The organism is Pseudoalteromonas sp. CnMc7-15 (assembly GCF_022347925.1).
GTDB lineage: Bacteria > Pseudomonadota > Gammaproteobacteria > Enterobacterales > Alteromonadaceae > Pseudoalteromonas > Pseudoalteromonas ruthenica.
In genome coordinates this window covers 313,313-334,808 of record NZ_JAKRFT010000005.1, presented here as the reverse complement: position 1 = coordinate 334,808, position 21,496 = coordinate 313,313, and the positions used below count along the sequence as shown (strand labels likewise).

The window sequence follows — 21,496 nt, the reverse complement described above, 5'->3', positions numbered from 1 at the left end:
TAACGAGGTACAGACGATGAAAGCAACAAAACAACAAGGTTTCACTTTAATCGAATTGATTATTGTGATTGTTATTCTAGGGATTCTTGCAGTCACAGCAGCGCCACGCTTTTTAAACTTGCAGGGTGATGCCAATGCGGCAACGGTACAAGGTGTTAGAGGCGCGATGAACTCTGCCAAAGATATCGTTTACGGAAAGGCTATTATTGAAGGTATTCAGGGCGATGCAGGTGATGGCACCATAGGGGTTGACTTAGGCACTGATGGAACCGTTGATGTAACGACTTCCTTTGGCTACCCACAAGCCGCAGCTACTGGTATTGCCGCAGCGATGGATATTGATTTAACCAATGACTTTGCAAGCAATGTGATTGCCGCTGCAGGCGGGACACCCGCTATCTTTGTGGTAAGAGCTACAGGTAGTGCAGCACCGACTGCGGTAGTGGCAGGCAATGGCACCGGCGGTGAAGCTAATGATGGCTGCTATGTGGCCTACACCGAAGCAGCCGATGCTAATACACCGCCAGTGATCACATTAAATCTTGACGACTGTCAGTAAGCAATGAACAACCGTGGTTTTACGCTCGTTGAGCTCATAATCACGATTATCCTTATTGGGGTATTGGCGGTGACTGCCATACCCCGATTTCTTGGCTCCAATAATGAAGATGCCTACACTTTAAGAGACCGCACGCTGGCGATGATCCGCAGTATCCAGTTGCAGGCGATGCACAACCTTAATAGTAATAATTGCGTTAAAATTACCACCACGTTAATCGCGCCCCCCGCTAATCAAAATTGCGCAAATACCATTTCTACAGCCTATGACGACTATCTCGTTGTTGATAGCACCGGCACTGATATCACTTTTACCACCACCGATAACAACGGTGGCAGCTTTAGTTCCTTGTCTTTTAACCATCTAGGGCAACCAGATATTAATTGCGCCAATACCTGCCGTGTACAAGTGGGGAATCAAGCTGTGTGTATTAGCGGCGAAGGGGCTGTATATGGCTGCTAAGCGCCCGCGAGCGAGAGGCTTTACGCTAGTCGAATTGATTCTTGGCATTGTGATTTTTGCCATCGCGATGGTCATTGTATTCACCTTGATTGCTCCGCAAGCAAGGCAAAGCGCTGAACCGCTGGTGCAAGTAAAAGCAGCCAAGCTCGGGCAGTCATTGATGAATGAAATTCTGGGTAAAGCCTATGACGAAAACAGCGATCGTAGTCCGCCCTTTCAGCGCTGCGATGAAAAACCAGTTGGTTGTAGCACCACCATGGGCCCAGAGGAGGGCAGTCGTGATCTGTATGATGATGTTGATGACTACAATGGGTTAAGTATTACTGATGTCGGCGGCACTTATTCTGGATTTGCGGCCTCAGTGTTGGTCGCGATTGACGGTGATTACGACCAATCCAGCAATGATAACATTGAACAGGCAAAGCGCATCGAGGTAACCATCACCGCCCCCAATGGTGAGCGCTACCGCTTTGATGCCTATCGAGGCAATTATTGATGCGTGGATTTCGTCGCAATCAGGGCTTTACCTTAATAGAGCTGATCATAGTGATTGTTATCCTAGGGATACTTGCAGTCGGGGTGACCCAGTTTATTCGCTTTGCTATGCAAATTTACAGTGGGGGTAATCAACGTTCAGGGCTGGTGGCGCAATCGCGATTTGTCATTTTGCGATTAGAAAAAGAGTTACGTAATAGTGTTCCTAACTCCATCGCGGTTAATGGCACAAACGGATGTTTAAGCTTTTACCCCATCAAGAGCAGTGGCTCTTATCTGGGGGAGGCAGACCAAGCTCCTTTGCCAGTGGTTGACTTTGACGGCAGTGCTGTTGAAAACGTTGATAAGATTGTTATTTTTCCCACCAGTGTGAATGATATTGAAAATAACGCGTTGACTATTACTGATATTGACGATCAGGGTAATAACGACAATATTTATGGTTGGCAGCTTAGCGCCCAGCCACAGCGCAGTTCACCCGGTAAGCGCTTTTATGTGATTGGCTTCCAAGTTGAACTATGCGCCGAAGTGGTCGATGGCCGGGCATCTTTGGTACGCAAGCAAAATGCAGCGACCAACCTATTGGCTGTGGGAGTCAGTGACTGGCAACCACGCTATGAACCGGGCACATTGGAGCGTAATGCCCTGGTTACCCTTGATTTAACTTTTAGGTCTGAGCGAGGTGAACAGCTTAGGCTAACGCATGAGGTACATATTCCTAATGTTCCCTAGCAGCTCTTTTCGTCAGCAGCGTGGCTCAATGTTGGTTGTGGCGGTCGTAGTGGCGGTGCTGCTATTGGCGCTTGGCCTCGCGCTCTCTCGCGTGATTAACGCGGGTATCAATCAAAGCGCCCTAGAATATTATGGGGCGCGCAGTTACATGGCTGCGCAAAGTGGCATAGAGCGCAGCCTGCAACGGTTGATTACTGACAGCACCCCCAGTTGTGCGCTCATAGCTGGGGCGAATTATAGCTTTGCTAGCCGTGCCTTGGAGAATTGCACCGTGGCAATGAGCTGTGCCAGTGAAGAAGATGTTCCTGAGCCGACAGTGGCCAGTGGCGCAGTTAATTTTTATCAAATAACCAGTGCTGCGCAATGTAGCACTGGCAGTATTGATGTACAGCGCAGTATCGCTGTGGAAGTGAGGCTCGAAGGGTGAAGCAGTTATATCAGCAAAAACTCACAATGACAGTAAATGTGCTTCGAGTCGCTTGCGTGTGTATTTTCGCATTGTTGTTTGCGCCTATCGCTTACAGTGCACCAAATTGTGAGGACATATTTACAGGTGCCATCAATGACAACTTACTAACCTCGGGTAATGGCCTCGATCCGGGAGACTTAGCTAATGTGCCTTGGCAAAGTAACCCTTGGCCTGCCAGCGGCAGTACTTTAAGGGGTGGGAGTTATTATTTTGGTAGCCTTAATGTCAACAGTGGCCAAGGATATCGTTTAAATATTGCTGCCAATGAACAGGTAACCATTTATGTAAACGACTCTATTAATGTGAACAACCGCTTAGAGCTTAACCCGCTTGGCGATGCTTCACAGCTTACGCTAGTCGTCCGTAGCAGTGTGATGATCAATAACCTCGCTACCATAAATGGGCTTATATTCGCAGCAGGTAGCATCTCTATTAATGCTAATAACGTTGTGGTCGGGGGGCTGGCAGCGAACGGTGCTATTGCTGTAGGGGGTAATACCAACGTCATATACGACCCTGAAGCAGCCGAAAATTTAGAGCTCCCGGGGTTGTGTATTTCTACACCAAGTACGCAGCTTTTAGCTAATTACCCGCTTGATCTGTGTACTGACTTAGACTCGGGCATATTGGAAGATTTAACCGGCAACTACCCAGCGAATGGGTATTTGCTTCGCGCTGAGCCGGGGCAGGTTAATAATGGTGCGGGTTTAAACCGCAGTGGCAATTATTATATTGCCTTACCAGCGGCGCTTCTCAATGGCCGAAATGACTTTTCTTTATCCCTGTGGGCGCAAGTTGATGATACTGGGCGCTTTAATGAGTTGCTCTCCGCCAGTAACAATCAAACCAATACTGAGATTGAGTTATATGTGCGCCCAGGGGGCGAGGTGCGAGTTGGCTTTAAAGGGCAATATTATGCCTTCTCTAATCCCACGCCTTTAATTACCAGCGGCACATGGAACCACATTGCTTTGACGCGCTCGGGGCGTGATCTCTGTTTATATATTAACGGGGTTAGCTTTGGTTGCCGTCAGGGAACGTCAGGGAGTCTTAACGTGCTGCGCACGGCATTGGGAGTATGGTGGCGAAGTAATGGCTCATTTGCCGACGAGCTCAATGGTGTGCTGGATGAAGTGCTTGTCTATGAAGGGGCGCTATCCACTGAGCAAATAACCACTATTTATACTAACCAGCTTGCAGGGCTGACCAAAGATGGCAATGTGCGTCCAGACACCTGCTTAAGTTGTATCAGCGATGACTTCAGTGGCGCATCGCTCAGTGAGCAATGGATCCCGTTTCGTAGTCGCGGTAACTTTACCCCACAACCAGTGAATGGTCGCCTACGCCTTACCGAAGCGCGTACCAACCAGGCCACCTCGGTGAATTTTCAGCGCTTGTTTCCGGCAGAGAATAACTTAGTTCAGGTTGAATTTGATTACTTTGCTTATGGTGGCAGTGGTGCCGATGGGGCTGCGTTGGTTTTTTCTGATGCCTCTGTCACTCCGCAGCCTGGCTCTTTCGGTGGTCCTCTTGGCTATGGTTATAAACCTGGGGTGCCTGGTTTTGCTGGCGGCTGGCTAGGGATTGGCTTGGATGAATACGGTAACTTTTCTAACGAAGGTGGACAGGGTTCTATCGGTCGGCGGCGACAATCAGTTGTGGTGCGCGGCTCTGGTGATGGTCAATCGGGATACCGCTATTTACGCGGCACCTGTAACAATGGCACCACAAACACCAACGGCGATTGTTTATCACCGGGAGTGGATGAGGCAACCTCCTCGCAACCCCATCGTTATCGCATTACTATCGACTCGAGAATCGCTAATCAGAGCATTGTAAAAGTAGAGCGTAATACAGGTAGCGGTTTTGAAGTGCTCATTGATAGCTTTAATGCGCTAGATAGCGGTTTTGGTCAGGCGCCGGTACCGGAAAACTTTTTATTATCTTTTACCGGCTCGACGGGCGGCTCTACTAATATCCATGAGCTCGATAACATCGAAATTTGTGCATTGCGCTCTGAGCCTGTTGGTGTCACCGTCGATCATTTTCGCTTATCGCATCCGCAGCAAACCGTGCGCTGTTATAGTGCAGACATACAGGTGCAGGCCTGTGCCGATGAAGACTGTACAGCGTTAGTTGAGCAAGATGTTGAAGTACAAATGAGTAGCACCGCTGGGACATTTGTCGGTGGTAACCCGTTTACATTGACGAATGGCGTTGGCACGACGAAGTTACAGCTACCACAAGGAGGCAGTGCGCAAATTGGTGTGGCAAGCTCCACACCGCCAGCTAAACCATTTAGCCAAGATCGCTGCTTTATTGGCGGTACATTATCGAATTGCACCATCGACTTCGTCGATGCAGGACTGGCATTTTTTGCCAGTGACGGCGTGTCTGCACCGCCAACCCTACGTGCAGGAGAATCTAATAACCTGATATTAAAAGCGGTTGCCGCCAATGCCGTAACCGGAGCTTGTGAAGCACGGGTGGCAGGCGAACAGCAGGTGCAGTTAGGCCTTTCTTGTGAAAACCCGAGGGTATGCCAAAGTGGCCAGCAAGCTCAAATCAACGGCACAGCCATTGGCCTCAACAACCAAGGGCAACAAGCGAATAAACAGAGCGTCGCGCTAACCTTTAATAACCAAGGTGCGGCGCCGTTAGAGTTCAACTACAGCGATGTAGGTCAGCTGCAATTACATGGGGCAATGACCGTAGCGGCCACCCCCACCGAGCCAGAATTCACCCTGCAGGGTAGTAGCGCCGCTTTTGTGAGCCAACCTTACCAGCTGGAGGTCATAGCGGTAGCTGCCAGTGATGGCCGCATAAATCCAGCAACTCAAGGCTCAGGGGCTGGGTTTGTGGCCGCAGGCGAGGCGTTCCAAGTGCAAGTGGCAAGCGTGAATAAGCAGGGAAATGTGACCCCCAACTTTGGTTTAGAGTCACCTTCGCAGCGCGCTCAAGTGACCTTATTCGACCGTGTCTATCCACAGCCTGGATTTGGTGATGGCAGCCTATTAAGCTCTGGGTCGTTCGCACTGACGAATACCTCAGGTGTACAACAAAGCCAACAAGTGATGTGGGATGAAGCAGGAAGTATTCGCTTAGACGCAGCCCCGGTGAATGAGCAGTATTTAGCGACCTCATACTTAGGTGAGCAAGTGGCCAGTGCCGTGATTGGTCGTTTTTACCCCGAGCATTTTGCCATGAACTCCTCACAGCTACTTGATAGCTGCACTGACTTTACCTATATGGATCAGCCGCAGATTAGTCTGAGTTGGCAGGCACACGCTTTAAGCGCCACCGGCAGAGTATTGCAAAACTATGGTGAACATTACCAAGGCCGCGCCGAGTTTAATTACGTAGCACGTAGTTTAGAGCCACAGCAGGCAAGTTTGGCGTCGCGCTTTAGTGCCGCTGTGGGCGTATGGCAGCAAGGAGTCTACAGCGTAAATGTCAGCAATGGCATGTTTGCACGCTTGGCAAATGCGCAGCCTGATGGCCCCTTTAATCGATTGCAGCTAGGGGCTGAAATCTCGAGCGAAATTGACAATCGCCCATGGCGCAGCGCCGATATGGTAGGAGACTCGGTGGCCAGTTGCAGTAACTGTACCGCCAAAGCCTTTAGTGGTTTGCTGGATATGCGCTACGGTAGATTGCGTTTAGAAAACAACTTTGGCAGTGAGTTCGAACCACTGTTGGTGCCAATGCAAGCTCAGTACTGGCAAGGGCAGCGTTGGGCGGTGAATGGCAAAGATCATTGCAGCGCGTATACGCATAACGATTTAATCGACAGCAGTGGTGAGCTAAGCACAACGGGTAGCGGAGCGTTGGTCTCGGGTGATTACGTGGTTGACCAAGGGATTTTTGCCGACTCTGAGGAAAACCCTGGTACCTATCCGGTGAGCTACCCTGCGCCTGATTGGTTGCTCTGGGATTGGAGCGGTGATGGTGCGGCTGATGAAAACCCCAGTGCGACACTCAAGTTTGGTACTTTCCGTGGTAATGACCGTATTATTTATTGGCGCGAGCAGCTCAACTAACTGACCTTTTTTTAGGTAATGTGCTGGTTTTTATTCATTTTCTAGTAGAAATGGTTTTTTATACTACCCTTAACAAAACAAGATGATGCTTATTTGTTAGGAAGGAAACCATGCGACTAGCTCTGTCATCACTACTACTATGCGCCCTTGCAGTATTCAGTATGGCGACTAACGCACAAGATACCTCAAAAGTAGCGGAAATCGCCGCGCAACTCAGTCAGAATCAACAGCAATTCGAGCGCGATCAGTTGCAAATAAAAGCACACCAAGATGAGCTTACTTTATTGCACACTCAGTTGCAGCGTATGCAAGCGCAGGTCAAGCAGGCTGAACGTCAACAACAGCTCGCCAAGCAGGAGTTAGATGAGGGGTATCAGGCTTTTCTGAAAGACCCAAACACGCCTTTGAATAGCTTACAAAAAGACTATCAACAGGCCACTCAAACTCTGCATGATAAGCAAGCGCAAATTCACGCTCAACAAGCGGCAATCAATGGTCAGCGTGAAAGTATTAGCGCACTGAATACTGCTGTGGCGCAAAACCGAAAAAGTAAACTGGCATTGCAGCAATCGCTTGACCAAGCTCGCGTTGAACGTTTACGCACCGAATTTGCCCGCAAAGGAACCTTGGAAGTGGTGCATACTATCAACTGCCAGCGTGATGAAACCTTAGGGCAATGCGAGCGCCGTGGGCAGCAACAAGGGCTTAGCAAAGCGACCTCTCGCTTTTTAGATCAAGTGTACAACAATTTATCCGAGTACCGTTTAGTCAGTGCCAAGCGTGATTTGGCCAACGCTCGGGTCAAAGTGGTATCCAGCCATGTAGTTGACAGCGCCTTTAGCGGCCAAGGTAATTTTAATGTCAATTTGAGTGTGGCCATGGCTGGCGAAATTGATAATTCGCAATTGTGTTCGTTGCTCGAAGTTGACCCAGGTTATTGCCAAAGTCGCACAATCACCGTGAACCGATTACAAAATCACAACATCAATAATAAGGTGAGTCAGGGGCAGTTAAGTGAGCAAAGCGATAATACCGGCTCGGCAATCGAGGTTGGTCGCATAGCCGCTTTAGGAGACTTTCAAGAACACGCTAAAGACGCTAATCCGGTAACGTTAACGGTACGCTCTAACGTTGTTGATGACACCGTATTTATCAATGGTGAACCATACGGGCAAACTAAATTGGATGTCACATTGCCACTGGGTGAGTATCAAGTGGAAGTGCGCAAACCGGGGTACAAGAGTTACCAAGTAAAGGTGGTGCTCGAAAAGCCCCAAGTGGTGTATGCTCAACTCAGCAAAAGCGCTGTAAAATTAGCCAGTAAATAAGCGTTATTGTGGCCGTTTGTTAAACAGTTTTGCCCTTGGCGCTGTTTTTTCGTGCTAGCGCAAGCTTTATGTTGCCGCGAGGGGGATGCATTGGTAAAGTGTCTCAAGCTTTCAGATAATAAGAATTTTTCAAAGGTCAACCAGTTCCATGTTTAAGAAACTCCGTGGTCTCTTCTCCAACGATCTTTCGATCGATTTGGGTACTGCCAATACCCTAATTTATGTAAAAGAAGAAGGTATCGTGCTTAACGAGCCTTCGGTTGTAGCTATTCGACAAGAACGTGCTGGTGGACCAAAGAGTGTGGCCTCGGTAGGTACAGAAGCAAAGCAAATGCTGGGCCGTACGCCAGGAAATATAAAAGCGATTCGGCCGATGAAGGACGGCGTAATTGCTGATTTCTATGTTACCGAAAAAATGCTGCAGCACTTCATTAAGCAAGTCCATAACAACAATTTCTTACGCCCGAGTCCGCGCGTGTTGATTTGTGTTCCTTGTGGAGCAACTCAAGTTGAGAAGCGTGCTATTCGTGAGTCAGCAATGGGTGCGGGAGCTCGCGAAGTGTACCTTATTGAAGAGCCTATGGCGGCCGCAATTGGTGCCGGCTTACCCGTGTCTGAAGCAACGGGTTCAATGGTTGTTGATATTGGTGGCGGTACCACTGAAGTGGCCATCATTTCACTTAACGGAGTCGTATACTCTTCTTCTGTACGTATTGGTGGTGATAAGTTCGATGAAGCCATTATTAACTATGTACGCCGTAACTTCGGTAGCTTGATTGGTGAAGCCACGGCTGAGCAAATTAAACATGAAATCGGCTCGGCATTTAAAACCGATGATGCAAAAGAAATTGAGGTCCGTGGTCGTAACCTAGCTGAAGGGGTGCCGCGCTCGTTCACTCTAAACTCACATGAAATTTTAGAGGCGCTGCAAGAGCCACTTATGGGTATTGTTAGCGCAGTCATGGTCGCTCTAGAGCAATCTCCTCCCGAGTTAGCCTCTGATATCTCTGCTCACGGTATGGTATTAACCGGTGGCGGAGCACTATTAAAAGATTTAGACCGCTTGTTGATGGAAGAAACGGGTATCCCCGTCGTGGTTGCTGATGACCCGTTAACTTGTGTTGCTCGAGGCGGCGGTAAAGCCTTAGAAATGATAGACATGCACGGCGGTGATGTATTTAGCTACGACTAATGAAGCTATTATTTGGTCGTACTGTCTCAATGCAACTGCGGTTGACCATCGCAGTTGTGCTGAGTGTTATCTTGATTGTTGGCGATCGCTACACCAGCGGTGGCACTGCTGTTCGTACTTCGCTTAATACGCTAGTAAGCCCTTTACTTTATCTAGCAAACCTTCCTTATGAGCTGATTTCCACCAGTGCCAAAAACCTCACCTCTCGAGAGCAATTACTGCGAGAGAACCAAGCGCTGAAGACCAAGCAACTATTGCAAAGTGAACAGCTGCAGCAATTTGAATTCTTAGCTCGTGAGAATGACAAGTTACGAGCGTTATTGGGCTCGGACCCGAGGCAACAGAATAACAAGCTAGTTGCGCAAGTGCTGTCGGTGCACTCTAACCCCTATAGCCACCAAGTGGTTATCAATAAGGGCACCTCCGACGGTCTAAAAGAAGGCCTGGCGGTAATTGATGAGCTCGGCGTGGTGGGGCAAGTGGTGCAGGTGGGCGCGAATACCAGTCGTGTCTTGTTGATCACAGACACAACTCATGCCACCCCCGTGCGCGTATTGCGCAACGATGTGCGAACTGTGGTTGAAGGCATCGGTAAAATTACCCGAGTTAAACTCTCGCATGTGCCACACAGTTTAGATATTCGTATTGGCGATGTGCTGTTAAGTTCAGGTTTAGGGGAGCGCTTTCCAGAGGGTTACCCGGTAGCGGTAGTTACGGAAATTAACCGTGATGAAGGACGACCGTTCGCGCAGATTTATGCGGAGCCCGTAGCGCAACTTGATCGCATTCGCTTGTTAGTGGTCTTGAACAGTGCAGCGGCGACGCCTGAGGTAAATAATGATTAATCGTCAATTTTGGCTCATTATCGTTACCATCTTTTTTGCATTGGTGCTGGCGCTGATGCCATTGCCTATCTCTTTTGAACCCTTTCGCCCTGACTGGGTGTTACTGGTACTTATGTATTGGTCCCTTGCGGTCCCTCATCGTCTTAATATTGGCAGTGCATGGTTAACAGGGCTGGTAATAGACCTCGCAACGGGCTCACCTCTGGGGGTGCATTCGTTGACTTATGCCATTACTATTTACATCACCGCGAGTAATTACCAAAAGCTGCGTAATTTCTCTATTTGGCAACAAGGGTTGCTTGTGGCGGTGTTTTTGGCTCTGCATCATTTATTGCAATTCTGGCTGCACCACTTCTTGCTTGAAGTCTATTTTGCACCGCAATTTTTATGGCCGGCAGCGACCGGTGCTATTTGTTGGCCATGGCTATTTTTATTATTACGTAAATATCGCCGCCATTTTCGGATCCGTTAGTTATGTCTGCTATATATCTTGCTTCGCAATCGCCGCGTCGGCGTGAGCTATTGCAGCAATTGGGCATTGAATTTGAGCAATTTGCTGTTGATGCCGATGAAACTCCACTCGCACAGGAAACACCAAGACAGTTGGTAGAACGTCTTGCACGCTTAAAGGCTGAATCAGCCGTGGCTATGGGCTATACCGACCGCCCTGTTTTAGGTAGCGATACGGTGGTGGTATACGACCACCAAGCTTTAGGTAAACCTAAAGACTATGACGATTTTGTCGCTACTATGAACAAACTCAGTGGCCGCACGCATCAAGTGATGACAGCAGTCGCTTTGGCAAATGAGACTAAAACTAGCTCCTTAGTCGTCACCACTGACGTACAGTTTAAAACCTTGACCGCGTCAGAAATCGAGGCGTATTGGCTCACCGGTGAGCCACTCGATAAAGCCGGCGGCTACGGAATTCAAGGACGCGCTGGTGCCTTTGTCACCCACCTCAGCGGTAGCTATTTCGCCGTGATGGGGTTACCTTTGTATGAAACACAGAAACTAATAGCTGAATTTTAGCCATGAGCTCAGAATTACTTATTAATGTAACGCCCAGTGAAAGCCGTGTAGCACTGATTGAAAACGGCGTATTGCAAGAGGTGCAGGTTGAGCGCATAGGCAACCTAGGCATCGTCGGCAATATTTATTTAGGCAAAGTAAGCCGGGTATTACCGGGTATGCAGGCCGCTTTTGTTGATATTGGCCTAGAGAAGGCAGCGTTTCTACATGCCTCAGACATCGTCAATAGTGCGTCTTTTGAAGAAGGGGTGGACGACCAGCATATCAAAAAAGTGCAGGATATACGTGAATTGGTGCGCCAAGGTCAGCACATTATGGTGCAGGTGGTCAAAGATCCCATCGGCACTAAAGGAGCGCGCTTAACCACGGATATTACGATTCCATCACGTTATTTGGTGTTTATGCCAGATGCCACTCATGTAGGGGTTAGTCAGCGTATAGAAGGCGACGAAGAGCGTCAGCGCCTGAAGGATATTGTTGCCCAGTACAACGACGAAAACGGCGGCTTTATAGTTCGCACCGCAGCGGAAGGAGCCAGCGAGCATGAACTTAAACATGATGCAGAATTTCTTAAGAAACTGTGGTTGAAAATAGTCGACAGGCGGAAGAAAACCCGTAAAGAAAACATCCTCCACGAGGATTTAAAGCTTGCTTTTCGTACTTTGCGTGACTATGTAGGCGAAGACATGGAACGCATTCGTGTGGATTCAAAGCTTACCTATCAAGAGCTGACAACCTTTACAGAAGAATTCGTACCACACCTTGCGAAGGTATTAGAGTACTACCCGGGCGAGCGCCCTATTTTTGATTTATTCGATGTAGAGAACGAAATACAAAAAGCACTGCATCGTAAAGTAGAGCTCAAATCCGGCGGCTATTTGATCATCGATCAAACCGAGGCCATGACCACGGTGGATGTTAATACCGGCGCCTTTGTTGGCCACCGTAATCTAGAAGAGACAATTTTTAATACCAATATTGAAGCCACCAGTGCCATCGCCCGGCAACTAAGACTGCGTAATTTAGGCGGTATTATCATTATCGACTTTATCGATATGGTGTCTGAAGAACATAAACGCCGAGTATTGCACTCTTTGGAACAAGCGTTGTCCAAAGACAGAGCGAAAGCGAATATTAATAGCCTTTCTGCACTCGGGCTTGTGGAAATGACGCGCAAGCGTACCCGGGAGAGTTTAGAGCATATTCTCTGCGGGGTGTGTCCGTCTTGTGCAGGTCGTGGCTCGTTGAAAACGGTCGAGACCGTGTGTTACGAGATTCTGCGAGAAATTGTTCGAGTTAATCGAGCCTATGATGCAGATAAATTTATGGTGTATGCTTCTGCAGCGGTTAGCGAAGCGCTAATTAATGATGAATATCATAACCTTGCAGAGCTAGAGCTTTTTATTGGTAAACAGGTCATGATTCAAACAGAAAACCTATATAGCCAAGAGCAGTTCGATGTGGTGATGATGTAGTGAACGCCAAGTCGGTTTGCTTTTTTTGTTTGCGGAAAATTTGGCAAATCAGCGCAGTTACCCTAGTGTTGCTTGCTGTGCTGGTGTCGCTGGTCAAATACAGCTTACCTTATGCCAATGATTATCGTGCTGAGGTCGAGCAGTTCCTTGGTGAGCAGTTAAATGCCGATATCTCCATTGGCTCGTTAAGTGCAAACTGGCAGGGCAATGGCCCAGCGCTTGTCATAAACCAAGTAGGGTTTGCCGACAATGCCAAGGCTCCTATTAGCGTCAGCATTGAACAAACCCGGTTGCATATTAATTTATGGCAATCATTACTGGATAGGCAGCTGCACTCCAATTACTTTGTACTGCAAGGGTTTGACGCTGAAATCGACGCTCGCGCCCTACTTAGCAGTGAGTCAAAAACCAGCAGCTCGCAGCAGCAAGCCTTAATCGAAAGCCTGTTTTTGGGTGAGCAAGGGCATTTTGCTATCGAAGATAGCGAACTGAACATCATTAGCCTCGATAACCGCCATCACCGTATTTTTTTAGAAAACTTGGTGTGGCAAAACCGTGCTAAAGATCATTTTGCCGAAGGTCAGGTGAGTCTCCCAGGCATCGAGCAAAACACTCTTGAAGCTCGCCTTAAACTCTCCGGCGCGCGCTTAAATAATATTTATGGCGATTTATATCTGCAGGCACAGAGTTTGAACATCTCTGGTTGGTTACAAGAGTTTGTTCGCCCGGAATTAAGCCAATTACAATCCAACCTCAATTTTGAATCTTGGCTGCACTTTGCTGAGGGCCGCTTAACCGATGTGCAATTGGCGATACAACCGAGCCAACTCAATTGGCAATACCAGCAACAACCTCAATACCTCGAGTTGCAGCAGGGGATGGTGCGTATTCATCCTCAAGCAAAAGGCTGGCGAGTGCGTACATCTGGGCTGCAGTTTAGCGATGAAAAATACCAGTGGGCACCGATAATTTTTGATGCACTCATCAGCGAACAGCAACAAGTGTGGGTGCAAGACTTAGATATTTCCATGTTCTCCACCTTTGCCCGGTTAGGTAAGTCGCAGTTATTACAAGAGTTGCTGACGGTGCAACCGCAAGGGTTTATCAACGAGGGCTATTTTCACTGGCAAGGCGATAAGCAATGGCGAGTATGGTTTGAAGCCGAACACTTAGGGTGGTCGGGATTTCATGGTATTCCTGGTGCGCAAGACCTCAGTGCCAGCGCGCATATTAACAACCGTAAAGGTTTACTTAGTATTGCTGGTAGCGACAACCACCTACTGACCGGCAAGACGTTTAGCGAGCCGCTCGCTTATCAACAACTTGCCGCAGAAGTTGCATTCTTTAATGATGGCGAGCATTGGTCCATCGAAAGTGATGAAGTTACTTTAAGCAATGATGATTTAGACTTAGTTGCCGAATTTGCGCTGACTCTGGATTCGCAGCCAGATATGAACCTATACGCAGAAATCAGCGGCGGCAGTGCAGCCAATGCCGGGCGTTACTTCCCTGAACCTTATATGCATAAAAACCTGATTGACTACCTCAATGGGGCAATAAAAAGTGGCGATATGCATTTTGCTCAGGTGTTGTTACAGGGACCGCTCGATCAGTTTCCCTTTACCGAACAGCAGGGGCGGTTCGCGGTCAATGCCCAAATAGAAGATACCGAGTTCGCTTTTGCCCCTGACTGGCCGACGATAAAAAATGCCATGGTTGACTTAGCGTTTAACAATCAGCGCATGGATATTTATAGCCGCAGTGGCGAATTACTCAATTTAGCGCTGGGTGACAGCGTCCATGTGTATTTGCGGGACTTGCTCAATGCTGACACTTTAGCCATTGATATTACAGCTAATATTGAAGCGCCTAAGCTACAGCCTTTTTTTGCGCAAACACCATTAGCGGAGCCGCTTGCTACCGTCTTTGATGTGATACAGGCACAAGACCGCCTAGATGGCGAGCTGCAGCTGCTTATCGACCTCAAAGACAGTGGAGTGCGTGCTTCAGGCGAGGTGTTATTCGCTGGCAATGCCGTTCACCTAGCGCAGCCCGGCATCGACTTAAGTGAACTGCGGGGCAGGTTGTCGTTTGTAAACGATCGTATTGAGATAAATGAAGCCCAGGCCTATTGGCAAGGGATGCCGCTCACTGTGAGCTTACTAGGTGAAAGCCAAGGCGAAAACTATCACGCTGACGTTAACATTGGTTTGCAAGCTGATGTGGCGCAGTTACAAAAGCGGCTGAATGGTTTGTTAGATGCGCAGTTGAGTGGTACCACTGCGCTCAATGCGCAGTTGGCTCTAAACTTTGATAACCAAGGGTTTAGTTACGAGGCGCATGTGCAAAGTGATATGCTCGGGGTAACCAGTACTCTGCCGACGCCGTATAACAAAGCCGCAGACGATGCGTGGCCGCTTAATGCCTTAATTCAGGGGGATGACATTTCTAACCTGATCATGGTCGAGTTGGACGAGCAATTATACTTTAACGGCATTCTCAACAACGGCGAGCAGCAAATGAGTAATGCTCACCTTATTGTCGGCAAGCAAAATTTAGGGCTTAACAAGCAAGGGTTTGAGGTGAGCGTTAATCTCCCAGAAGCTGATATCCTCGCTTGGCAGCCTGTACTTAATAACATTATTGATGTGGCTGCACGCAGCAGTGGAGAGCCTTCGGTAATGCCACCGTTAACCAAGGTGGTGGGGCAAGTACGCACAGCTTATGTTGATGTGGTGCCCTTTAATGAGCTGGAATTTACGTTAATTAATCAACCCGCAGCAATGGATTTAAAATTGCTAGCCAAAGAGCTGCGAGCCCGAGTAGACATTCCCACCGGTAGCCAAGCTCAGCGCCGCGATATTCGCGCCCATGCTGACTATCTACGCGTGAACATCCCCACTAATGATAGTGACGGTGATGACGTTAGACACAGCAGCGAAACAGATTTAAATTGGTTAACGCAGCTACCGAGTGTAGCGTTTACCTGCGGTGATTGTCGCATTAACCATTATCAACTTGATCAGGTCGAGCTTCATTTTGCGGGTGCTGGCGAGCAACTGACTATTAGTGAGTTGGTGGTCGATAAACGCGAACATGTGCTGCGTGCCGATGGCTATTGGCGTGATGGGCAAACCCATGTCAAAGGCCAATTTAATAGTGATGATATTGGTTCGCTGTTTGATGAGTTTGACATCACTTCAACGGTTCAAGACTCTGAAGCAAATATGGATTTTGCGCTGCATTGGCAGGCAGCCCCTTACGATATTGATATCGCCAGCTTGGGCGGTGAAATTAGTTGGCAACTCGGTGAAGGGCACTTAAGTGAAATTAGCGATGGCGGAGCGCGTGTCTTCTCGTTACTGAGCCTGGACTCTCTGGTGCGCAAGCTCAAGCTGGATTTTCGCGATGTGTTTGCGAAAGGTTTTTTCTACAACAGTATGCAAGGCAGTATGCAGTTGGCCCAAGGGATTGCTTACACTAAAGATACGAAAATGGATGGCGTGCCTGCTGATCTTACTATCAAGGGTTATGCCGATTTAAATACGCAAACCATTAACTATGATTTAGCCGTGGCACCACAGGTTACTTCTAGCTTACCCGTGATTGTTGCTTGGATGGTCAACCCAGTAACAGGGTTAGCTGCACTGGCCTTGGATAAGGTCATCCACTCAGCGCGCGTTATTTCTGAGATTAAATTTAAGGTCAGTGGGGCAATGGATAACCCTGAGGTGGTTGAACTCGATCGTAGCAGTCGAGAAGTCACCTTGCCGCAAGCCGCGCAAAACCAGCCGCCCGCGTCGCAACCTGAGCAGCCACTGGAGAAACCATTACTATGATGCTGTATGCGTTACAGTTTTGTGCCCAGCAAGACAGTGAATATAACTTTCAGCGGCTGGAGCAATTTTTAGCTCAATTACAGCCGCAACGACCCTGCCTCGTGTGCTTACCAGAGAGCTGGCTGTGCTTTGCAAAAAGCAGTGAGCAGGTATTGGCTGTGGCCGAAAAACACTTATATTGGCGCCAGCGTTTAGCTGCGCTGTGCACGCGTTACGGTATATGGATTGCGGCAGGGACTCTGCCGGTCGCCACCTCAGAAGGGCGTTACCTCGCGGCATCTTTTGTCTTTGATGAGCAAGGTCAAGAGCGAGCGCAATACAATAAAATTCACCTTTTTGATGTGACCGTAGCGGATGGCACAGGCACTTATCACGAGTCCAAACATACCGAAGCCGGTGAGCAGGTGGTGGTACTCGACTCGCCCTTTGGGCGGCTAGGGTTAAGTGTGTGTTATGATATGCGCTTTAGCGAACTCTATCGTCAGCAAGTGCAATTGGGGGCTGATATACTGCTTGTTCCTAGTGCTTTTACAGTACCCACCGGTCGAGCGCATTGGCATACCTTGTTGCGTGCACGAGCGATAGAAAGTCAATGTTATGTGGTCGCTGCCGGGCTGTACGGTCGTAATAATAGTGACTGCGCTCACAACAATGGCCGTGAGACCTATGGCCATAGCCTAATTGTTTCGCCATGGGGTGAAGTGCAAGCTGAGCTGAGCCATGGCGAGGGCTGGATAGCCCAGCCAGTAAACAGCGAAGAATTAAATCAACGCCGTGAGTCCATGCCCATGCATGCTCACCGCCAAGCGAGAAAAGTAAGTTTATGAGTCAAGTTGAGCACAACCTTTTAACGCAAAGCCGATTGGATCGCGATGATCTCGCCAACGCCTTGCAATACATCCATCAGCATAAGGTGGACTATGCGGACTTATACTTCCAATCGAGCTACAACGAGTCGTGGGTGTTAGAGGACGGTTTAGTCAAAGAAGGGAGCTATAACATTGAGCGCGGCGTCGGTGTGCGCGCGATCAGTGGCGAGAAAACCGGTTTTTCCTATTCTGATGCTATTAATCTCGAAGCGATTAATAATGCTGCGATGGCTGCACGCAGTATCGCTGATGCTGATCAACATGGTCAGGTTAAAATATTCAGTGAGCAAGATGTGAAACGTCAATTTGCGCCGCTGCAACCGATTCAGAGCATGAGCGATGACGATAAGGTGGCGCTTCTGCGTGAAGTTGAAGAGTATATCCGTCAATTGGCGCCTGAAGCTGAGCAGGTAGTAAGCTCTATATCCGCCGTCTATGAAGAAGTGCTCGTGGCGGCGAGTGATGGTACCTTTGCAACCGATATTCGCCCGCTAGTGCGATTGAACTGCTCAGTGCTGTTGAAAAAGGGTGATCGTCGCGAGCGTGGGGGTGCCGGTGGCGGAGCCAGACTCGATTTTAACTATTTCAAAGAATTAGTCGACGGTAAGCCGCGTTGGATGCACTACGCTGAGGACGCTGTACGTATGGCTAAGGTCAACTTAGAAGCTATTGACGCTCCAGCGGGAACCATGCCTGTGGTGCTGGGTGCGGGTTGGCCTGGGGTGTTGCTGCATGAGGCCGTAGGTCATGGCCTTGAGGGCGACTTTAATCGCAAAGGCGCTTCTGCGTTTAGTGGCAAAATTGGTCAGCAGGTGGCGTCAGAACTGTGTACTGTGGTTGATGATGGCACCATGGCGAACCGTCGTGGGTCATTAAATATCGATGATGAAGGCACACCGGGTGGTTATAACGTACTTATTGAACAGGGTGTCCTAAAGGGCTATATGCAAGATAAGCACAACGCTAAATTGATGGGAGTAGCGCCTACTGGAAACGGCCGTCGTGAGTCCTATGCACACTTGCCTATGCCACGTATGACTAATACCTATATGCTCGGTGGCGAGCATAGCCAAGAAGAGATCATCAGCTCAGTAGACAAAGGCATTTACGCGCCAAACTTTGGCGGTGGCCAAGTGGATATCACCTCTGGCAAATTTGTGTTCTCAGCCTCGGAAGCCTACTTAATTGAAAATGGCAAAATCACCACACCTATCAAAGGTGCCACGCTGATTGGTAATGGCCCAGAGGTAATGAAGCAAATATCTATGGTAGGCAATGATCTAGCGCTAGATAAAGGCGTGGGTATTTGTGGTAAGGATGGACAGAGTGTCCCGGTAGGAGTGGGGCAGCCCTCTTTGAAAATCGACCAACTCACCGTCGGTGGTACCGCTTAAACATCCTCAAAAGAAAAAACAGCGCAAGAGCGCTGTTTTTTTCCAACTTAAAGCTGGTAACCGAAACCCTGCTAAAGCATTAACTCTTTGAGGATTTGAAATAGCTCTTTGTGAGACTTTCCGGGTTTCTCTTGCTTTACCTCTTTGCTTGCTTGGCGAATAATTTGTCGCATGCGCTGGCGGTCAAGCTGCGGATATTGCTCAAGCAGAGGATTTAAGCGGCTATCACCTTCAGCGATTAGCTCATCTCGAATTTGCTCTATTTGGTTTATCACCACATCTTTTTGATTGTTCTTATTGGTGATAATGGCCATAGCTTGATGAATGTCTTCGACATTATCGGTGCCGCGCAAGGTTTTGGCGATGTAATTGAGATGGCGACGATAGGCGTCTTTTTTCTCTTTCAGGCGGTCGGCTAAGTTCATCGCCTCCACAAGCTCATTACTCAATGGTAGTTTTTCACGCGCTTTTTTTGAGAGGTTGGCGATTTCTACACCCAGCTCATGAAACTCCATGGCATCGCGTTTTAGCTCGCTTTTGGAAACGTAAATAATCTCTTCTTCAGGTTGTTTGCTCTTAGCCATAACATGCTCGATTAATGCTCTTTGCAGCCATTATATCACTAAAATGCGCAGATGCTTTGTGGTACGCTTAGATCAATATTCACCAACTGTGAAAGCCATTATGCAAGAAAATGAATCGGCAGCGATTTATAGCCAAATCGATGAAGTCAAAGAGGCCGTAAGCGAGGTGCTTGCCCAAGCTAAGAAGCTCGGTGCAACGGCTGCGGAAGCCGCTATGTCACGTACTTCTGGACTCTCTGTAGGCACTCGTCTCGGTGAGGTAGAAACCATCGAGTTTAACCAAGACGGTGGTTTGGGTGTGAGCATTTATGTAGGTAATAAAAAAGGCTCAGCATCAACCACAGATTTAAGCCCCAGTGCGCTGCGTTCGGTGGTGGAAAAAGCCATTGAAATCGCCAAGTACACTTCAGAAGACCCATGTAATGGCCTTGCTGATGCTGAGTTATTAGAGCAAAGCCCGCCGGATTTAGACTTGTACCACCCGTGGCAGGTGACCCCAGAGCAGGGCATTGAAATCTGCCAAGAGGCAGAGCAGGCGGCGTTAAACCTTGATGAACGCATCGTCAACTCTGATGGTGCCAGCTTTAGTAGCCACCAAGGGCTGCGTGTGTACGGTAACAGTCACGGTATGTTGGCAGGCTACCCCCGCACTCGCCATAGCATCAGCACTATGGTCATTGGCCAACAAGGTGAGCAGATGCAGCGCGATGCTGCCTATACCGTATCGCGTGAGCAAGCAGGCTTAAAAGCGGCGAAAGACGTCGGCCTGGAAGCGGCGCAAGAAACGCTTGCTCGGCTTAATAGCCAAAAACTAGGAACCATGAAGGTGCCGGTGATCTTTCGTGCCGATGTGGCTAATTCTCTGTTTGGGCATTTAGTGTCGGCCATTGGCGGCGGTGCGCTTTATCGTAAGTCGAGCTTCTTGCTCGATAGTCTTAATACCCAAGTTTTCAGTGATATTGTTAATATTAGTGAGCGTCCGCATCTAGCCAAAGGTTTTGCTTCTTCACCCTTTGATGCGGAGGGCGTTAAAACGCAAGATCGTGAGATTATTCACGGTGGCGAACTGCAGACCTATTTATTAGCCAGTTATGCCGCTCGCAAAATGGGTATGACCGCCACAGGCCACGCCGGCGGTATTCATAACTGGTTGGTACAGCAAACCCATGATGATTTGCACGCTTTGCTTAAACAAATGGGTAAAGGTCTGCTAGTGACCGAGTTGATGGGGCAAGGCGTCAATACTGTCACCGGCGATTACTCGCGCGGGGCGGCCGGATTTTGGGTTGAAAATGGTGAGATCCAATACCCAGTCAGTGAGATTACCATTGCTGGCAACCTTAGCTCGATGTTTAAAGGCGTTGCTGGCATTGGCGGTGATGTCGACCCTCGCGGCGGGGTGTTAACCGGTTCGGTGTTAATTGAACAAATGCAAGTTGCGGGGCAGTAGCTCAAGTAACACGATAAAGCCTAGAGCCCCTCTCTAGGCTTTTTTAAATAAATTCTAAAAAGTGCTTTACCTCAACTTAAGTTGAGGAAATACCTTAGTCCCTGAAATAATAAATCATCTTCGGGAGAACGTTATGTATTTAGAGCATGTAAACCTAGTCGTGAATGACATCAACCAAGCCCTCAACTTTTATCGTGCCGCTTTTCCACATTGGCGGGTGCGCAGTCAAGGCGAGGGGTTATGGTCGGGGAAGCCGCGTACTTGGGTGCATTTTGGCGATGATTACCACTACCTTGCTTTTAGTGACAATGGCATTGGTGACAACCGTGATCTCAGCGGCCATCAAGTTGGTTTAGCACACTTTGCTTATGTCACAGAAGATCTTGATGGCGTCATTCAACGACTCCAAGACGCGGGCTTCGAAGTTGATAAAGTGGGCCCTGAAAATCCTTATCGTCGCAACGTGTACTTTAAAGACCCAGCTGGTTTTGAAGTGGAGTTTGTTGAATACGGATCTGATATTCCAGCACAGAGAAATAACGATCTATAGACTTAAATGCTGCTAAAAGTTGCAAAATAAACACTAAATGAACGTAAATCTCTTGATTGTTCGCTTTTCGGAAATTTTTTCACTGAGGTGTGTAACTTAGGTAAGGTTGTACCTAAATGCTTGCTGAACACGTTATTTATACTCTTGATTTTATTGATAAAATAAAGTTGGCAAGGGATTC

18 protein-coding genes are annotated in these 21,496 nt (G+C 48.4%); 17 read left to right on the top strand and 1 reads right to left on the bottom strand.

The window, feature by feature from the left end; genetic code table 11:
• Window positions 1–16 precede the first annotated feature (16 nt).
• The 15 genes from MHM95_RS18830 to tldD all read left to right on the top strand — a co-directional run bounded on the left by MHM95_RS18830 (window position 17) and on the right by tldD (window position 18,731).
• Window positions 17–559: a prepilin-type N-terminal cleavage/methylation domain-containing protein gene (locus MHM95_RS18830; protein ID WP_275439941.1), complete on the top strand. Its 543-nt coding sequence runs from the start codon at window positions 17–19 to the stop codon at window positions 557–559.
• A 3-nt stretch (window positions 560–562) separates the two neighbouring features.
• Window positions 563–1,021, top strand: coding sequence for a type II secretion system protein (locus MHM95_RS14190; protein WP_239385602.1), 459 nt, complete (start codon window positions 563–565; stop codon window positions 1,019–1,021).
• Window positions 1,011–1,517, top strand: a complete 507-nt coding sequence (locus MHM95_RS14185; protein WP_151173518.1) for a prepilin-type N-terminal cleavage/methylation domain-containing protein — start codon at window positions 1,011–1,013, stop codon at window positions 1,515–1,517. Before MHM95_RS14190 ends, MHM95_RS14185 begins: the two co-directional genes overlap by 11 nt.
• Window positions 1,517–2,248 (top strand): prepilin-type N-terminal cleavage/methylation domain-containing protein, encoded by a 732-nt coding sequence (locus MHM95_RS14180; protein WP_239385601.1) that lies wholly within the window; start codon window positions 1,517–1,519, stop codon window positions 2,246–2,248. Before MHM95_RS14185 ends, MHM95_RS14180 begins: the two co-directional genes overlap by 1 nt.
• Entirely contained in the window at window positions 2,220–2,675 is a 456-nt protein-coding gene (locus tag MHM95_RS14175; protein WP_239385600.1) for an agglutinin biogenesis protein MshP, read from the top strand. The genes MHM95_RS14180 and MHM95_RS14175 overlap by 29 nt, the downstream gene beginning before the upstream one ends.
• Complete coding sequence (locus MHM95_RS14170) at window positions 2,672–6,757, top strand: DUF6701 domain-containing protein (protein WP_239385599.1); 4,086 nt, start codon at window positions 2,672–2,674, stop codon at window positions 6,755–6,757. The genes MHM95_RS14175 and MHM95_RS14170 overlap by 4 nt, the downstream gene beginning before the upstream one ends.
• A 110-nt stretch (window positions 6,758–6,867) precedes the next feature.
• Window positions 6,868–8,085 (top strand): PEGA domain-containing protein, encoded by a 1,218-nt coding sequence (locus MHM95_RS14165; RefSeq protein ID WP_239385598.1) that lies wholly within the window; start codon window positions 6,868–6,870, stop codon window positions 8,083–8,085.
• Between the two features lie 148 nt (window positions 8,086–8,233).
• Entirely contained in the window at window positions 8,234–9,277 is a 1,044-nt protein-coding gene (locus MHM95_RS14160; protein ID WP_022945533.1) for a rod shape-determining protein, read from the top strand.
• A complete protein-coding gene (mreC, locus tag MHM95_RS14155; RefSeq protein ID WP_022945534.1) occupies window positions 9,277–10,122 on the top strand; it encodes a rod shape-determining protein MreC in 846 nt (281 codons plus the stop codon). The genes MHM95_RS14160 and mreC overlap by 1 nt, the downstream gene beginning before the upstream one ends.
• Complete coding sequence (mreD, locus tag MHM95_RS14150) at window positions 10,115–10,594, top strand: rod shape-determining protein MreD (RefSeq protein ID WP_022945535.1); 480 nt, start codon at window positions 10,115–10,117, stop codon at window positions 10,592–10,594. Before mreC ends, mreD begins: the two co-directional genes overlap by 8 nt.
• A gap of 2 nt (window positions 10,595–10,596) precedes the next feature.
• A complete protein-coding gene (locus tag MHM95_RS14145) occupies window positions 10,597–11,154 on the top strand; it encodes a Maf family protein (protein WP_045979151.1) in 558 nt (185 codons plus the stop codon).
• 2 nt (window positions 11,155–11,156) lie between these two features.
• The gene (rng, locus tag MHM95_RS14140) at window positions 11,157–12,629 is read left to right on the top strand and encodes a ribonuclease G (protein ID WP_022945537.1); all 1,473 of its coding nucleotides are present in this window, start codon (window positions 11,157–11,159) and stop codon (window positions 12,627–12,629) included.
• Window positions 12,629–16,468, top strand: a complete 3,840-nt coding sequence (locus MHM95_RS14135; RefSeq protein ID WP_239385597.1) for a YhdP family protein — start codon at window positions 12,629–12,631, stop codon at window positions 16,466–16,468. Before rng ends, MHM95_RS14135 begins: the two co-directional genes overlap by 1 nt.
• Window positions 16,465–17,295, top strand: coding sequence for a carbon-nitrogen hydrolase family protein (locus MHM95_RS14130; protein WP_231658015.1), 831 nt, complete (start codon window positions 16,465–16,467; stop codon window positions 17,293–17,295). Before MHM95_RS14135 ends, MHM95_RS14130 begins: the two co-directional genes overlap by 4 nt.
• The gene (gene tldD, locus MHM95_RS14125) at window positions 17,292–18,731 is read left to right on the top strand and encodes a metalloprotease TldD (protein ID WP_239385596.1); all 1,440 of its coding nucleotides are present in this window, start codon (window positions 17,292–17,294) and stop codon (window positions 18,729–18,731) included. Before MHM95_RS14130 ends, tldD begins: the two co-directional genes overlap by 4 nt.
• Window positions 18,732–18,802: 71 nt before the next feature.
• Here the strand turns inward: tldD and yjgA are convergent, their stop codons facing one another.
• Window positions 18,803–19,315, bottom strand: a complete 513-nt coding sequence (yjgA, locus tag MHM95_RS14120; protein ID WP_045979155.1) for a ribosome biogenesis factor YjgA — start codon at window positions 19,313–19,315, stop codon at window positions 18,803–18,805.
• A gap of 100 nt (window positions 19,316–19,415) precedes the next feature.
• On the opposite strand from yjgA, the gene pmbA reads away from it, so the two are divergent.
• The gene (gene pmbA / locus MHM95_RS14115; RefSeq protein WP_053909988.1) at window positions 19,416–20,765 is read left to right on the top strand and encodes a metalloprotease PmbA; all 1,350 of its coding nucleotides are present in this window, start codon (window positions 19,416–19,418) and stop codon (window positions 20,763–20,765) included.
• A gap of 133 nt (window positions 20,766–20,898) precedes the next feature.
• Window positions 20,899–21,315: a VOC family protein gene (locus tag MHM95_RS14110; protein WP_022945543.1), complete on the top strand. Its 417-nt coding sequence runs from the start codon at window positions 20,899–20,901 to the stop codon at window positions 21,313–21,315.
• Window positions 21,316–21,496 lie beyond the last annotated feature (181 nt).